We start from the raw sequence: 17,150 nt of genomic DNA, 5'->3' as shown, positions 1-17,150 counted from the left end.
CTCATTAATATGCAAATGATTCTCATTACCAAACGTCTCCGAGCGGTAGCCGGATCGACGTTAATCTTCGCCAGCCGCGCCTGACCACGTCTCTCAGCGTCGATACTGACGCTGGTACACGTCGATTGCCACGAGCGCTTGCCAGCCAGCAACGGGGTTTTTTGCACTGGAGAGCCAGCAGTGAAGCAGTCGTCGAGCGGCGGGGGCCGCGCTTTTGTCATGACCACGCGCCAGGAACATGGCGCAAGCGGTTCACACCGTGCGCTTCGCGGCAGCGCGACGCGAACGCACGCATCGCCACGCCGTCGCCTGCATCCGCTCGCGGGCGCGGTGCTCGCCGCCGTCTGGCTGCCTGCCGCCTTCGCGCAGCAGACCGACGCCGAAACGGCAACGGCCCCGGCCGCCAGCGTGCAACTCGCGCAGACGCCGCGCCAGACATCTCACCAGGCACCGCTGCAGATCGCCGAAGCGAACCTGCGCGAGGTGAACGTAACGGCGACCCGCACCCCGACCGAGGCCGAGCGCACGCCGGCGTCCATTTCGGTCATCACCGACCAGGACCTCGAGGAGCAGCAGGCGCAGGACATCAAGGAAGCGTTGCGCTACGAGCCGGGCGTCACCGTGCGCCGCGCGCCGTATCGCCCGGCTTCGGCCGCAGCCGGCGGCGGGCGCGACGGCAACTCGAGCATCAACATTCGCGGCCTGGAAGGCAATCGCGTCGCCATCTTCGAAGACGGCATCCGCATGCCCTCGTCGTACTCGTTCGGCCCGCTCGAAGCCGGCCGCGGCGACTACATGAGCATGGATGTGCTGCGCCGCATCGAGATCCTGCGCGGCCCGGCCTCCTCGCTCTATGGCAGCGACGGCCTGACCGGCGTCGTCAACTTCCTCACCAAGGACCCGCAGGACCTGCTCGACATATTCGGCAAGTCGACCTATTTCTCGCTGCGTCCGTACTACAACTCGATCGACCGGAGCTTCGGGACCACCGCGCAGGCGGCATGGGGCGGCGATCGGTTCCAGGGCATGCTCATCGTCGACGGCAACAAGGGTCACGAACTCGACGGCAAGGGCACGAACAACTCGGCCAGCACCGCGCGCACGACGGCCAACCCGCAGGACGCCAACGGCAACTCGATTCTCGGCAAGCTCGTATTCAAGGCGACGCCAAGCTCGCAATTCAAGCTGACGGCGGAGAACGTGCGGCGTCGCACGGACACGAACGTACTGTCGGCGATCGCGCCGCCCACCACGCTGGGGCTGACGACGAGCGACCGCCTCGAGCGCAATCGCGTGAGCCTCGACTACGATTTCAACGACGCCTCGCAGGCCTACGTTCAGAACGCCCACGCGCTGCTGTACTTCCAGGACGCGAAGAACAACCAGTATTCGTATGAGAAGCGCACCGCGGGCGATCGCACGCGCGACAACACGTACAAGGAGCGCACCATCGGCGGCTCGCTGCAGGCCGAGAGCCACTTCGCCACCGGCCCGCTCGCGCACAAGCTCGTGTACGGCACGGACGCGAGCCTCGCGTACATTACCAGCTACCGCAACGGCACGGTGCCGGGCGTGGGCGAGTCGTTCCCGAACAAGGCGTTTCCCGACACGGACTACACGCTCTTCGGCGCCTTCGTACAGGACGAAATCCGCTACGGCGCGCTCACCGTCACGCCGGGCATTCGCTACGACGCGTACTGGCTCTCGCCCAAGCAGAACGATCCGCTGTACGTGTCGCAGACGAGCACCGGCACGCGCATTCAGCCGACCTCGTCGAACGATTCCGCCTTCTCGCCTCGTCTGGCGATCATGTACGAGATCGCGCCATCGCTCATTCCATACGTGCAATACGCGCGCGGCTTTCGAACGCCGACGCCCGACCAGGTCAACAACGGCTTCTCGAACCCGGTCTTCGGCTACATGTCGATCGCCAACCCGGACCTGAAGCCGGAGACGAGCGACACCGTCGAGCTGGGCCTGCGCGGCCGGCTCGCAACCACGCTCGGGCCCCTCACGTACAGCACGGCGGTGTTTGCGGGCAACTACCGCAACTTCATCTCGCAACAGAACATCAGCGGCTCGGGCCGTCCGAACGATCCGCTCATCTATCAATACGTGAACTACAGCCGCGCCCGCATCCAGGGCTGGGAAGGACGCGCCACGTGGTCGCTCAAGGGCGGTATCACGCTGCGCACGGCCATGGCGTACACGCACGGCACCACCGAAAACAACGGCGAAGCGAGCCAGCCGCTCAATACCGTCAATCCCTTCTCGATGGTCTTCGGCGTGCGCTACGAGCCCAACAGCACGTGGTTCGCGCAAGCCGACCTGCTGTTCCAGGCGGCCAAATCGCAAAGTCAGATCGCAAATACCTGCACGTCGGGCACGCAGCAGAACCAGCGCTGTTGGGCGCCGCCGTCGTCGGTCGTGCTCGATCTGTCGGGCGGCTACCGCATCAACAAGTACGCCACCGTTTATGCAGGCGTCTACAACGTGTTCGACCGCAAGTATTGGAACTGGTCGGACGTGCGCAACATCGCCGAGAACTCGACCGTCAAGGACGCCTACTCGGCGCCGGGCCGCAGCGTGGCTGTGAGCCTGAAGCTTCAGTACTGATTCGACGCGTCCGGGTTGCTGGATCCCCGAATCGATCCATCGACCGTCGGACCGGCATCGGCACGCAAATGGCGTACATCGCATTCGCCCCGATGCCCGCCAGCCACTGCCAGCAAACATGCAACGAGGAATTGCCATGATGAATACTCAAAACACCGGTACCCACGCCACTACCCACCCCGCTGCAGGCGTGGCTGCGGCCCTGCGGCCAGCACTGGCCGACGTGCGCCGTCTGCGCAGCGACTTCCAGCGCCTGAAGGCCGAGCAGAACCTGCGCGATCGCGACGCTGCCGCGGCCCTTGGCGTCTCCGAAGGCGAGACGGTAGCCGCCTTCGTTGGCGAGCACGCCGTGCGCCTGCGCCCGGCGTTCACCGAGATCGTCGAGGCGCTGCCCGCGCTGGGCCGCGTCATGGCACTCACGCGAAACAACGCCGCCGTGCACGAGAAGGACGGCCAGTACGAGAAGCTCTCGCACTCGGGCACCGTCGGTCTCGGGCTCGGCAAGGACCTCGATCTGCGCATCTTCTATCACCACTGGGCGCACGGTTATGCGGTCGAGACGGCGACCGAGAACGGCCCGCGCCGATCGCTGCAGTTCTTCGACAAGTCCGGCACGGCCGTGCACAAGGTGTTTCTGCGCGATCACAGCGACGTGGCCGCGTATGACGCGCTCGTCGCACGCTTTCGCGCCGAGGACCAGACGCCGGGCGAGCACGTCGTCGGGGCCGACGCCCCCACGCCGCAAACGCCTGACGCCGACATCGACGCCGCCGCGTTCCAGCGCGACTGGCTGGCAATGACCGACACGCACCAGTTCTTCGAAGTGCTCAAGCGCCATGGCGTCTCTCGCGCGCAGGCGCTGCGTCTCGCGCCCGACGGGCACGCGCAGCGAGTGCCCGCCACGGCGGTGAAAAGGTTGCTCGACGATGCCGCGGGCACCGGTCTGCCGATCATGGTCTTCGTGGGCAACGCGGGCATGATCCAGATTCACACCGGGCCGGTGAAGCAGATTCGCGTGATGGGCCCGTGGGTCAACGTGCTCGATCCTGGTTTCAACCTGCACCTTCGCGAGGATCTTGTCGATAGCGCGTGGATCGTGCGCAAGCCGACCGCCGACGGCATTGTCTCGTCGCTCGAACTGCTCGACGCGGCCGGCATGGTGATCGCCATGTTCTTTGGCGAGCGCAAGCCGGGGCAGGCCGAGCGTGAAGACTGGCGCGAGACGCTCGGGCGCGTCCAGGAGGCAGCGGCGTGAGGCGCATAAGGAGCATAAGGAGCATGAGGGCCATGACGGGTGTGACAGGCATGCGTCGCGTGAGCGAGCCTGTCGACCCGCACGACGAGACGCGCCGTGCGCTGCTCGCCGGGGGTGCGGCGCTCGCCGCCGGTGCGTGGCTGGGCGCGCTGCTGCCGGCTTCGTCCGCCCATGCCGCCGGCGCCTCCGCGCCGGTCAAGGGCGCGCCGCGGCGTGTCGTGGTCGCCGGCGGCGCGCTCACGGAAATCGTCTACGCGCTCGGCGCGCAGGATCGTGTGATTGCAAACGACTTGACGAGCCTGTATCCGGAAGCCGCGGCCAGGCTGCCGAAAATCGGCTATCTGCGCTCGCTGTCCACGGAGGGCGTGCTCTCGCTGCATCCCGATCTGCTGCTCGCCGGCGCCGAAGCGGGGCCGCCCAACGTGCTCTCGCAAATCGCGGCGGCGGGGGTGCCCGTCAAGCGCTTCAGGCACGGCTTCGGCGCCGAACTCGTGCAGGAGAACATTCGCGAGGTCGCCGCTGCGCTGGCCGTACCCGAGGACGGCACACGCCTGTCGGGTCGCTTCATGGCCGACTGGCTGCGCGCTCGCGACGACATCGAACGACGCTGGGGCATCCAGAAGCGCCCGCGCGTGCTGTTCATCCTAGGCCATACCGGCAGTCAGGTCATGGTCGCGGGACAGGACACCGCCGCCGACGCCATGCTCGGTTATGCCTGCGCGGAGAACGCGGTGCGCGGATTCACGGGCTACCGTCCGCTCACGGCCGAGGCGGCCGTGGCGGCGCAGCCTGACATTCTGCTCACCACCACGGCCGGGCCTGCCTCCGTCGAGCGGGCCGACCCGGCCGCCGCACTGCTCTCGCAACCCGGATTGGCCAACACGCCTGCGGGGCGCGCGCGACGCGTCTTGAGCTTCGACGCGCTGTACCTGCTCGGTTTCGGACCGCGCCTGCCGCAGGCCGTCGCGGATCTCGCGCGACGCGTACATACCGCGTGACGAGCGCCGCATCCCGCCAGCCCATCGCCAGTGAACTCCCCATGTCAGCCGCCCCCCCGCTTCCGAAGTCAGTGAAATCCGTGGCGTCGCAAGTCCCGCCCCTGCGCGAGCGTCGCGGCGCCGCCCGGCGTCGTCCGCCACGATGGCTCGTCATGACGGTGCTGGCCGCCGTGCTCGCGCTCGCCGTTCTCGCGGCGCTGTGCGGCGGCGCGTATCGCATCGGGCCCAGCGAGGCCATGGCGGCGCTGTTCCGCGGCGCGACGGGCGACTTCGTGCAAGACCAGGCGCGCAACGTGATGGTGCAGATCCGGCTGCCGCGCATCGTGCTCGGCATCCTGGTGGGGGCGGGGTTCGGCGCGGCGGGCGCGGCCTTGCAGGCGCTCTTTCGCAACCCGCTCGCCGATCCCGGCCTCATCGGCGTGGCGAGCGGTGCGGCGCTCGGCGCGGCTGGCGTGATCGTGCTGGGCAGCGCGCTGCTCCCGGCGGCGCTGGCCGCATCACTCGGCCTGTGGCTGTTGCCGCTCACCGCCTTCGCCGGGGCGCTGGGCGTGACCGCGCTCGTCTATCGGCTTGCCGCAGGACGCGGCCGCCTCGCCCTGCCCCTGCTGCTGCTCGCGGGCATCGCCATCAACGCGGTGTCCGGGGCGGTGATCGGCCTGCTCACGTATCTGGCCAACGACACCCAGCTGCGCACACTCACGTTCTGGACGCTCGGCAGTCTGGGCGGCGCCCAGTGGCCGATGCTCGCGGTGATCGTATGGCCCGTCGCGCTGGGTATCGCGATGCTCGCCACGCAATGTCGCTCGCTCAACGCCCTGCTGCTCGGAGAAGCCGAAGCGCTGCACCTCGGCGTGGCGGTGCAAGCGGTGAAGCGTCGCGTGATGGTGGCATGCGCGTTGAGCGTGGGGGCGCTGGTGGCGTCGAGCGGCATGATTGGCTTCATCGGTCTGATCGCGCCGCATATCGTGCGGCTCGTCGTGGGCCCGGACCCGCGCGCCGTACTGCCCGCGGCGGCGCTCTTCGGCGCGACGCTGACCTTGCTCGCGGATCTCGTTGCGCGCACATGGGTGTCGCCGGCCGAGTTGCCGCTGGGCATTCTCACCGCGCTGCTCGGCGCGCCGTTCTTTCTCATGCTGCTGTGGCGACGCCGCGAGCAGTTCGGCCTGTGACCGCCCGCGCCAGGACCTTGCCATGCTCAGTGCACACGATCTCACCATCGCCCACACCGGTTCGCCCGTTCTCGACGGCCTCTCGCTCGACGTCCGGCCGGGCGAGTTGCTCGTGCTACTCGGGCGTAACGGGGCGGGCAAGAGCACCCTGCTCAAGGCGCTGGCCGGCGAGCCGCTGCCGCCTCGGACACGCGTGAGCGGCACCATCACGCTCAATGGCGCCGTGCTCGCCCAATACAGCACGGCGGCACTCGCCCGGCTGCGCGCGGTGTTGCCGCAGACCGCGCAGCTTTCGTTTCCGTTCAGCGCACTGGAGATCGTGACGATGGGGCGTCTGCCGTTTCCGAGGCCGCCGGGCGCGCGGCGCGGCCACAGCGACACCGATATCGCGACGATGGCGCTCGAGCGTGTCGGCGCGCTGGCGCTGTGCCACCGCGACGTGATGACACTCTCCGGCGGCGAGTGGGCGCGCGTGCAGTTCGCACGGGTGCTGGCGCAGTTGTGGCCGGACGAAACGCCGTCGCCGTCGGTGCCGCGCTATCTGCTGCTCGACGAACCGACCGCGGCGCTCGACCTCGCCCATCAGCATCACCTGCTCTCGCTCACCCGGGAACTGGCGAGGACGTGGGGGTTCGGTGCCATGGCCATCGTGCACGACGTGAATCTGGCGGCACGCCACGCCGATCGCATGGCCCTGCTCGCCTGCGGCCGCATCCTGGCCGCAGGCGCGCCGCGCGACGTGATGCGCGCCGAACTCATCGAACAGACTCTGGGGTTGCCGGTACAGGTGATTTCGCCGCAAGCGTCCGCCGGCGTGCCGTTCGCGCTTCCGGCCTGACGATGCGGGCGTTCCCGCCGATCGCGCCGCGCGGTCAGCCGACGGGGACGCCGTCCTTGTCGAGATTCGCGCGGGCGCACAGCACCGCCGCGAGATCCCACAGCGCATAGCCGACGCTCTTGAAGAGCACCGGCCCGCTCGAGCGGAAACGGTCGGGCGTGATGATCGCGTCCATGAGCGGTGCGGCGCGCCCCCAATCGAGGGCCGCGTGCAGCAGATCGCCGGCCTCGTGCTTGACCTCCCACGTATCGACGACGAGCGTGCCGCGCACGGCCGCATCGCGGCACAGCTGGGGCGGCAATTCGCGCATGTCGGGACGGAACGCCCCCACGCCGGCGACGAAGATGTCGTCGCGCCAGCGGATCGCGTCGCTGTCGGGCAGCACCGGCTCGCTGCTGGTCGTGGCCGTGATCACGATACTGACCGTGCCGAGCACCGGCTCGATGGCGTCCACCACCGTCGCTTCCACACCGAGCGATGCCGCATGGTCCGCCAGCGCGTGCGCGCGCTCCGGACTGCGCGAATAGATCATGAAGTGCCGCGTGCCCATGCCCGCGGCGAACGCTTCCAGATGCGCGCGCGCCTGAACGCCGGCGCCGACGATAAGCACCGGGCCTTTCGGGCGCGGTGCGAACTTGCGCGCGGCGAACAGCGTCACGGCAGCCGTGCGGCGCCCGGTGACGGTCGGTCCGTCGAGCAGCATCAGGCGCTCGCCGGTGTGCGGGTCGTACACCATGACTTCGCCGATGATGGACGGCTTGCCGGCGCGGCAATTCTCCGGGTGCACGGTGATGTGCTTGGTCATCGCCACGTCGCGATTGGCGGCGGGCATGACCAGCAGCACGCCGCCGCGGCGGCCGCGTTCGGGCTCGGTGAGGGGAAAGTGCAGACGCTCGGGCGCGCGGGCCGTGCCCGAACGCATTTCCACGAGCATGGCCTCGATACCGTCGGCCAACTGCGGGTAGGGCAACACCTGCGCGGTCTGCCGCGCATCCAGCGTGATCATCGATATGTCTCCGCTTCGGGGCGTGCGCCGCAGGCAGCGAGTCTCGTCCCCGCGGCCATCCTCTCGCGTCACGCTTTGCCAAGTCTTGTTTTCAGTGTAGCGCGCATCGCGTCGACGCGTCTGCCACATCAAAAATTATTCATGGCATTGTCGCGCCGATGCTGCGCACATGCGCTCAGCGACTCGCATTGCGCATGCGCTTACCGTCGTTGACGGTCGCACCGCGTACCTCGAAACGTATGCTGTCGCGGACGGCGCCGCTGGCATCGACGAGTTCGAGCGTATGGCGCCCCGGCCACGGCAGCCAACTCACGCGCGCGCGACCGGCGAGCGGCTTGCCGTCGAGACGCCAGGCCGCGCCGTTGGGCCACGCGGCGGCCACCTGGAACCACAGGCGCTGATTCGCAGGCGGAATGTCGGGATCGAGGGCGACGATGGTGCCGTCGGCCGGCCCGGCAATGCGCCACAGCGGCCCGCCCGGCGCCTTCGTCGCGAGCGCGGACAGTGCGAGGGTGCGCTGCGCGGTGCCTGGCAAAAACCATTCTTCGCGTGCGGGTTCGACGTGCTCGGCGTATTGCACCGCCACATGTTCGAGCCCCGGGGGCGCCGCGGGCGGCACGCTCGCCGTGCGGCGATGCAGGTAGTCCATGACGCGATGCCAGATCGGCGCCGCACCGGACACCCCGGAGACGTCCCACATCGGCGCGCCGTCGGCGTTGCCCACCCATACGCCAACCGTGTAGCGTCGCGAGTAGCCGATCGCCCAGTTGTCGCGCATGTCTTTGCTCGTGCCGGTCTTCACGGCGGTCCAGTAACGCGTGGACAACGGACTGTCGAGGCCGAACGTGCGCGTGCGCGCCTGCCGGTCGGCGATCATGTCCGACACGATAAAGCTGACTTGCGGCGAAAACACCCTCGTCTGCGCCAGCTTGCGTGTTGCGCGCTTCTCGCCGGCGACGGTGCGCGTTCCCGCCGTGCCGTCGACGCCGGCCGTGCGCGCGAGCGATGCCTCGCCACCCATGCGCTCGTTGATGGCGCCTACGACGCCGCCATTGGCGAGCGCACGGTAGGCGTTGGTCAGCGAGAGCAGTGTCACGTCGGCGCTGCCGAGCGCGAGACTGAAGCCGTAGTAATCGCCGCTCTGCGTGAGCGGCAGACCGAGCGAGACGAGCGTTTGCGCAAAACGGCGCGGCGTGACCATCACGAGCGTGCGCACGGCCGGCACGTTCAGCGACGAGGCCAGCGCCGTGCGCACGCTGACCCATCCCTTGAAGTGCCGGTCGTAATTCTGCGGGATGTAGAGCCCGCCGCCCGTGGGCAGATCGATGGGCGAATCGTCGAGCAACGACGCTGCGCTCAGACGCCGCTCGGCGATCGCCTGCGCGTAGAGGAACGGCTTGAGCGTCGAGCCGGCCTGGCGCAACGACGCCACGCCGTCGACCTGCGCCGCCGACGACAATGCGCCGGACGATCCGACCCACGCGAGAATGTCGCCGCTAGCATTGTCGATCACGACGATGGCGCCGTCCTGCACGTTGCGCGACCGACCTGGCGCGCCAAGCTCGCGCAGCGTTTGCTGCAGCGTGGTGACGGCCACCCGCTGCAACTGCGCGTCGAGGGTGCTGGTCACGCGTGTGCCCGCCGGCGGACGCGTTTCGCTGAAAACGCGCCGTGCGAAATGCGGCGCCAGATTCACGGCGTCGCGCGTGGCCATCACGCTGGCCGGACGCGAGAACACCAGTTGCGTGTACCCCTCCAGGCCATTGCAGTCCGCCGCCTGTCCCAGGTCGCGAAGGATTGCGCAAGCGCGCTGGGCGACGCGCGACGCCGGCGCGTTCGGCGCACGCAGCAAGGCGACGGCAAGCGCCGCCTCGCGCGCGTCCAGTCCGACGGGCAGTTTGCCGAAAAGCGTTTGCGACACGGCCGAGATGCCGACCAGCTCACCGCGAAACGGCACGAGGTTCAGATACGCTTCGAGAATCTGGTCCTTGCGCCAGCGCTGTTCCAGCCACACCGCCGTCGCCGCCTGACCGATCTTCTGCGTCATCGAGCGCTTGCGCGCGCTGGGCCGCAGGTCGTCGTCGAGCAGCCCGGCGAGTTGCATCGTCAGCGTCGAGGCGCCTCGCGTGCGCGAGTGCCAGAGATTGCCCCACGCGGCGGCAGCCACGCCGCGCCAGTCGACGCCGCTGTGCGCATAGAAGCGCTTGTCCTCGGAGACGATCAACGCCTGGCGGAAGGCGGGCGACACGTCGGCAAGCGTTACCCAGTCCCCACGCAGCGCCTGCATGTCGGCGCGCAGGCGCTGCAACGGCTCGCCGTGGCGATCGAGCAGGATCCAGTCCGAGGCGCGCCAATCCTGCCGCACGTCGTCGAACGACGGCACGGCCCGCACCGCCGCGCTTGCCGGCATCAGGCTCAGGGCCAGAACGACACGCAGCACGACGCGACGTGCCGCGTGGGAGCGAAAGACCTCACGCACCGCCAGCACGCTCCTCGTCCTGTGCCCCGCCACGCGCTCGCGGCGCGCGCAGCGCCATGATGCCCGCGCTCAGCAGCAATTGCGCGAGCGCATAGAAGACCCAGATGGCGTATTCCTGCGCCGGCACCGCGCCCACGAACCGCGTGGTGCCGATAAGCGCATCGGAGACGGTGAATAGCAGCGCACCGACGGCCGCCCATTCGCCCGGCAGGTCGGCAAGCAGCGCCGCCGTGGCCATCATCGCCAGCACGATCACGTAGCATGCCACCGGCGCCTTGAGCGCCGCCATGCCTGGCCAATACATCGCGTAGGAAATCGCCGCCGCGACCCACACGACGACGATGGCCACCCGATGCCAGCGCGGCGCTTGCGACCACGGCCGACGCAGGCGCCAGAACAGCGCGAAGTACGCCGCGTGGGCGAGCAGGAACGCCGCGAGACCCAGCACGAACCCTTGTGCGAGCGTCGGAATGGCAAGCAGGACGTCGCCCGCGCCGGAGAAGATCAGCGCCGCGCACAGCCAGGGCCGCTCGCCGGGCGCGCGGTGGTACAACGCGGCGAAGAGCAGCAGCGCGCACAGCAGCGCCTTCGCCACCGCCTGGTCCGCATACGGCGCGCCGCGCAGCGAGAACGTATAGGCAGCGCCGGCCACGGCGGCCAGCCACCAGAAGCGGCGCGCCTCTCGCGGCAGCGCCGCGCTCAGGGCAAAGGCATTTGGCGTCATGTCGGCGTGTCTCCCGGGGTCAAGGTTTCGCCGGCACGACCTGCACCGGCGCATTCGGCGCCTCGCCGTACATGGCCGGCTCGTACATCGCTTCGACGCGTGTGGGCGGCGTGGCGAACTTGCCCACGTTGTTCAGACGCATGGTGTACTCGATTCGATGCTGCCCCTTCGGCAGATAGTCGAAGTACGCGCGGTAGGCGTCCTGTGCCCGCTCCTCGAACGCCGGCATGGCGCCCTCGGTCTTCTCGCCCTGCGTCGCAATCGCCGAGTCGCGCCCGAGCCCGCCGCCGAGCACCGTCGCGCCACCCGGCAGCGGGTCGCTCACGACCACCCACCGCATGTCGGCCTGCGCATCGATGTCGAGCCGCACGCGAAGCACGGCCCCGCGCACGAAGCTCTCGCCGCTGCGCTCTGCGGCGTCCTGCACCTGCACGCTGCGCGTGACCCGATACCCGGCGGAGAACGGCGCCTTGAGGGGTACCGCCGCGAGACTCTGGATCGTGGCCCACGGCTTGCCCGCACCCGTCTGGTCAAGACGCAGCACGTCGCGTGCGCTGTCCGCCCCCACCGCGGCGTGGCTCAGCCACGGCAGGGAAACGGTCGGCGGCACGGTCCCCGACTTGAGCTTGTCCCAGTCCACCGTCTGTACGCCGCCGCTCGTCTGATTGTCACGCTGCCATTGAATCGCAGTCTGCCCTGTGGGCGTATCGCGCTCGAAGCGTGCGGAGAAGCGATCCACCGCCAATCCGCCCCAGACGTTTGCCGTCGTCGTCGACCACGCGCCGCGCGACTGCAAGCCGAGCAGGCCCACCACGAGCCGCGGCATGTCGTCCTTCCACGCCGGATTGGCGTTCATGAGCAAGGCCAGACGCGCGGCATTGGTCTGCGGACCGACCATGAGCCACCACAGGTCGTCGCTCGCCTGCGTCGAAAAACCCACGCGCGTGCCCTGATACGACAGGCGTGCCCGCAGAATCTGCTCGGCCTGCGCCAGACGCTCGGCGCGCTGCGGCGCATCGGGCAAGCGCTGCAAAATGGCGTACCAGTCGATCACGGCCGAGGTCGGCCAGTCGTTCGGCGTGAGCGTGAGCGAGCTCAACATGCGCGCATTCGCGCGACCGTATCGCGAGAGCGCCTCGATCGCACTGAGCTTGCGCAGCGTGAGATCGTCGCGCGGCGCCCAGAAGCGGCGGGTCAGGCGCCCTTCCACGAACGCGGTGAGGCCGTCCTGCATGCGCGCGAGAGCGTCGTCCGGCAACGCATACGCCGGATCGAGCGCCTTGGCTTCGCTGCTCACAGAAAGCAGATAGGCGGTAAGCGTGTCGCTGCCCTGGCTGGCAAACCCCTCCTGCGGCGGGAAATAGCTCGCCAGGCCGTCGTCGTCGAGATACGACGGCAGTGTGCCCATCACCCGCTTCCATTGCGCGACGTCGCGCAGCCCCAGCGCTTTGGATGCCTGCTGCTCCAGACACGCATACGGATACAGCTCGAACCATCGCTTCACGCCCGGCAGCCCCTGCGACAGACGCGGCTGCATGTTCACGCGAACGCCGCCGCGCAACTTGCCGGTACTGTCGGCCACCGCCCCCGTGGGCGGCGCCATGGGCAGCGTCAGGCTGCCCTCGACCTGCATGAGCACGGACTGCTGCACGGTCGCCGGCAATGAGGGCTGTATGTCCTGGCCAACCTTGATGGCATCGCTTGCCGCGGGCGCGGCGCCCACGGCCGGCGCCTGCGCGCTGACCTCCCAGAGCAGTCGCTGGGCGCGCGTGTCGCCAAGCCCGGTCGGCGCCGTGACTTCCCAGGCCACTTCGCGCGATTCCCCGGCGGGCACGTCGATTCTCTGCGGCGCGAGCGTCAACTGGGTCGCCCTTGCGGTGAGCTGCACCTGCATGGCGTGCTGCGTCGTGTTGCGAACGGTGAACTGGGCACGGTAGTTGTCTCCCTCGCGCACCAGCGGGGGCAGACCCGAGATCAGTTGCAGATCCTGCGTGGTGCGGATCGTTGCACTGCCCGTACCGAACCAGCCGAGCGCCTGCGCCCCCGGCTTGCCGTCGTCGGCCACGGCGACGATGCGGAAACTCGACAGCGAGTCGTTGAGCGGCACGTCCACCGTGGCCTCGCCCTTGTCGTCGAGCGTCACACGCGGCTGCCACAGCAGTAACGTGTCGAAAAGCTCTCGCGTAGGACTCTTGCCACCGCCACCGCCGGCCGGCACGGCCTTGCGCCCGTAGTGACGCCGGCCGATGATCTCCATTTGCGCGGTGGCCGTCGTCACGCTGTAGCTTCGCCGCTGCCACATGGCGTCCAGAAGATTCCAGCTGGTGTTCGGCGCCAGTTCCAGCAGCGCTTCGTCCACAGCTGCGACCGCGACTTCTGAGCCCGGCGCGACGGGCTTGCCGTCAGGCTGCGTGACCTTGATGCGCACCTTCGCGTGGCCGCGCACCGGATATGTGGGCGCGTCGGGTTTCACTTCCACGCCGAGGCGCTGGCCGGCCGTGCCGACGCGCAACTCCGCCAAACCGAAGCGGTACGCCGGCTTGCCGAGATCGACCAGCCCGGTCGGCGCCTGATATTCGCGGCCCTCGTACCAGAACGCGCGGAACCATTCCAGCGGCTGCTTCCAGCCCCACTGGAAGAATGAATACCACGGCACTTCGTGGATACGTCCGCGCACGGCGAGGACCGAGACATAGACGTTCGGCCCCCACGATGGGTCCACCTTGAGCGAGATGTTCGGATCCTGGCCCGAAATCTCGATCGTGCGCGTGTCCATCACGCCCTCACGCTCGATGGCAACGAGCGCCGTGGCCGAGCGGAACGGCATGCGCACCTGCAGCTTCGCGGTCTCGCCCGGTTCGTAGGCGCGGCGCTCCGGCAGCACGTCCATGCGATCGGTGTTGTCGCCACCGAACCAGACTTCGCCGCGCCCGGTCACCCAGACGCTCGTGGTCGACGTGCTCAGGTTGCCCTTGTCATCCTTGGCCTGTGCCACGAGGGTGACCTCCCCCGGCTGGGAGAGCGACACGTCGCACGACAACATGCCGCGATCGTCCGTCTTGCCGCTGCACACCTTGCCAAGGTCCTTCACCTCGGTGCGATTGTCATACGCGTAGAACCCGCCGACCATGCGCTTGCGGCTGCTGATCGTGATGCGCGCTTCGGCGCGCACCTCCATGGCGACACCAGCCTTCGGCTTGCCCTGCAGGTCGAGTGCGAGCGCCTTGACCGGCAGCTTGTTCGTCACGGACACCCAGCTCTCGCTGCGCACCCCGGTGATCAGGTTGGCCGGCCACAACGTGGCATTGCCGCGCAGCGTCTGGATCTCCCCGTTCGGGTCCGCAAAACTCGCTTCGAGCATCAGGTCGCTCGGACGGTCGACCTTGGGCAGATCCTTGAGCGTCAGATTGCCCGCGCCATTTCGGTCGAGCACGAGCCGCTGCTTGTCGGCGACCAGCTTCTGATCGACCGCACCCGAACTCTCGTCGTCGCCCTGATCGTCGTCGGGCGCACCGGACCGGGCCGATGGCGGCCGATACGGCGTGAAGCTGAAGTCGTCATAGCCGTCGAACGCCAGGTCGCGCACGCGCAACAGCGCGGACACGCGCACCGGCAAATTGCCGGCCGGCCCTCCCGAGACGTAATTCACCTGCACGCTCACGGGCGCTTCGGTCTTGTTGACGAGCGCGGACTTCGCAGCGTCGCGCACGCCGATCGAGCCGGCGAGCACCGGCAGGCGGAATGCTTCCACACGGAAATGGCCCGCATCGAGCGACGTGGGATAGGTGCTCGGCCGCGTATCGCCGTCGCTGTAGTCGAGCGTGACCGTGTACTCGCCGAGCTTCGCGCCCTGCGGAATCTGGAAGCTGCTCTCCGCCAGGCGTCCGTTACGCCACTTGATGGGCTGGGTGTATGTCTGCCCCGAGCCCTGATGCGTGATCGTGAGCCGCGAGGGCAGGCTCGCCGGCAACGCCAGCCCCTGCATGGTCTCCTGGCGGATGAAGTGTTTCATCGAGACCGTCTCGCCAACGCGCAACAGCATGCGATCGAACACGGTCTGCGCGCGAAGGGTCGGACTGCTGCCGCCGTCGGTCGGCACATGGAAACGCCACGGCTCGATGCCGCGATCGGAGTCCGACGACACGAACGCCATGTCGGGATCGTTGCCCTGCGTACGCGCCACCACGAAGTAGCCCGAGCGCATCGTCTTCTCGCAATAGCGGTAGCGATCGAGCGATTTGTCGATCTTCGCCACGCCGGTCTTGTCGGTGATGGCGGACGCCACTTCGGCGCCCTCGCAGTCGAGCACGCGCACGTGCGCATTGGCCACGGGCTGTCCCTTGTCGAGCGTGGTAACCCACGCCACGGCGTTCTCCCGCCCCATCTTGAAGTGCACGCCGAGGTTGGTCACGAGCACCGTGGTGCGCACGTACATCGGCAGCGACTTGCCGAGCAGCGCCGCCCCGAGCGAGGGAGAGGCGAGCTCCACGACATAGAAGCCGGGCTTCTGGAACGGAATACCCACGACCTCGAACGGACGCGGGTCCTTGTCCTTGGGCACGGGCAACGTCAAGGCCTGCACGCCCGGTAGACCGGAGAGCAGCGACAGGCTGCGGGTGTCGTAGCGCGTGAGCTTGTCTTCCACGATCGTCGCGGCGTTCGGCCCGAACGTCTCCTTCGCCGCGGGCGCCGTGAGGATCGTCGGCATGGCTTGCGCGATCTGCTGGCGCGTCATCGTCGTTTCGTCGAACCGACGCACGCGCGAGAGCCATTCCATGACCTGGACGTCGTCATCGACGCGCAATTGCAGGGTGCGGCCGTTTGCCCTGGCAGCCTCCCCCGCCACGCCCAGACCGTTGATCTGAAGTGCCGGCTCGACCTTGCGCAGCGTGACGGGCAGCATCGGCGGCATGCCCGGCTCCGCGAAGCGCTCGACAATCCCGAACGGCGCCGCAGCGAATTTGGCCAGCGGCGGCATGGTCGCCATCTTCGTCTTCAGCGGGAATTCGCTGGCGTTGTCCAGCGCTCGGCCGCTGTCGTCGGTGAAGCCCTTCGGCAGCGTGATCGTGAGCTCGGCCTTTTCGGGGAACGGCGCGTCGAAGGTCACGTCGCTCACGCTCGACGCGCGGTCCGTATCGCCGAACTTCGGCGAGCGTTCGGCCCCTGCGCCCTGCAACCGTATCTTCGCCGCCATGTCGCGCGCGACCGGCGAGTTGAATGTCAGGCGCAGCGCACGCAGCGGCGTGCACGGCGCGTTCGCGTTCTCGCGCTCGCAACTGAAACTCGCGGTAAACGGCTCGCGCACGTCGTATTCGAAGCGCCGCGCCTGGCGCGTGGGCACGCCCGACGGCGTGGTGATGCCCGCGCCCCACACCAGATGCATCTTGGCGCCGGCGGCGAGCGTGCGATTGCATTGCAGCATGACCACGCGAGCGGACTGCTTTTCGAGATTGAAGCGCTTGAGCAGCGCCGTGCGCGTGTCGCCTTCGATCCACTTCACGCCCAGACGCTCGCCTACGCCTTCGGTCTCGCACCAGGCGTTCTGTGTCACGCTTGCCTGCTGTGCGGGGCCGTTGAGCGTAAGAACGAAGATCTGGTTCTCGTCGATCGGCCCATACGACGGGCGAATCGTGGTGACGGCCGGCCCGCCCGTATTGAATGCGTAGCGCGTGGCGCCCGAGAGCGGCGTACCGGATGCGGCAGACAGGCCGCTGCGCGCCTCCACCGTACATTTCGCGCCCGGGGGCAGCGGTTGTTTGAAGTCGTAGACCCAGATCTTCGGTTCCAGCCAGTGGCCGTCGCCGGTGAGCGATGCGTCGGTGCAACGCACGGTGGCCGGCGCGCTCGCCCGGGGATCGCCGGCGGGCACCATCGCCTCGTCGAACTTGACGACCACCTGATCCACGCTGGCCACTTCACCCTGGGGGCTCACGCTGACGATGCGCGCGGCATGCGCCGGCACCGCTATCCCCATTCCTAGACAGAGTGCCGCCCACGCCAACGGCGCAGCCGGCCAGACGCGTTGCGTTCGGCTATGCATGCCGGACTCCTCCCGAGTTCTGGTG

The 17,150-nt window shown here is 68.4% G+C and carries 9 protein-coding genes; 5 read left to right on the top strand and 4 right to left on the bottom strand.

The features are described 5' to 3' along the window. Positions 1–180: 180 nt before the first annotated feature. From CDN36_RS18515 to CDN36_RS18495, 5 genes are all read left to right on the top strand, one after another. Positions 181–2,616, top strand: coding sequence for a TonB-dependent hemoglobin/transferrin/lactoferrin family receptor (locus CDN36_RS18515; RefSeq protein ID WP_502920390.1), 2,436 nt, complete (start codon positions 181–183; stop codon positions 2,614–2,616). A gap of 136 nt (positions 2,617–2,752) precedes the next feature. Then, on the top strand, positions 2,753–3,871 hold the full coding sequence (locus CDN36_RS18510) for a hemin-degrading factor (RefSeq protein WP_287497537.1): 1,119 nt from the start codon (positions 2,753–2,755) through the stop codon (positions 3,869–3,871). A gap of 32 nt (positions 3,872–3,903) precedes the next feature. Further along, on the top strand, positions 3,904–4,869 hold the full coding sequence (locus CDN36_RS18505) for a heme/hemin ABC transporter substrate-binding protein (RefSeq protein ID WP_502920389.1): 966 nt from the start codon (positions 3,904–3,906) through the stop codon (positions 4,867–4,869). 152 nt (positions 4,870–5,021) lie between these two features. After that, entirely contained in the window at positions 5,022–6,038 is a 1,017-nt protein-coding gene (locus tag CDN36_RS18500; RefSeq protein WP_502920388.1) for a FecCD family ABC transporter permease, read from the top strand. Further along, entirely contained in the window at positions 5,923–6,876 is a 954-nt protein-coding gene (locus CDN36_RS18495; RefSeq protein ID WP_502920387.1) for a heme ABC transporter ATP-binding protein, read from the top strand. Before CDN36_RS18500 ends, CDN36_RS18495 begins: the two co-directional genes overlap by 116 nt. A gap of 34 nt (positions 6,877–6,910) precedes the next feature. Here CDN36_RS18495 and CDN36_RS18490 read toward each other — a convergent pair whose 3' ends face one another. From CDN36_RS18490 to CDN36_RS18475, 4 genes are all read right to left on the bottom strand, one after another. Continuing rightward, entirely contained in the window at positions 6,911–7,882 is a 972-nt protein-coding gene (locus CDN36_RS18490; protein WP_150555474.1) for a delta(1)-pyrroline-2-carboxylate reductase family protein, read from the bottom strand. A 175-nt stretch (positions 7,883–8,057) separates the two neighbouring features. Beyond that, the gene (gene pbpC, locus CDN36_RS18485; protein WP_287497550.1) at positions 8,058–10,292 is read right to left on the bottom strand and encodes a penicillin-binding protein 1C; all 2,235 of its coding nucleotides are present in this window, start codon (positions 10,290–10,292) and stop codon (positions 8,058–8,060) included. A 61-nt stretch (positions 10,293–10,353) separates the two neighbouring features. Next, positions 10,354–11,085: a lysoplasmalogenase family protein gene (locus tag CDN36_RS18480; RefSeq protein WP_150555473.1), complete on the bottom strand. Its 732-nt coding sequence runs from the start codon at positions 11,083–11,085 to the stop codon at positions 10,354–10,356. A 19-nt stretch (positions 11,086–11,104) separates the two neighbouring features. Next, positions 11,105–17,125, bottom strand: coding sequence for an alpha-2-macroglobulin family protein (locus CDN36_RS18475; RefSeq protein ID WP_287497535.1), 6,021 nt, complete (start codon positions 17,123–17,125; stop codon positions 11,105–11,107). Positions 17,126–17,150 lie beyond the last annotated feature (25 nt).

Source organism: Pandoraea sp. CB10b_02, from assembly GCF_002216225.1.
Lineage (GTDB): Bacteria > Pseudomonadota > Gammaproteobacteria > Burkholderiales > Burkholderiaceae > Pandoraea > Pandoraea nosoerga.
This window is presented reverse-complemented; position numbering and strand designations above follow the sequence as displayed.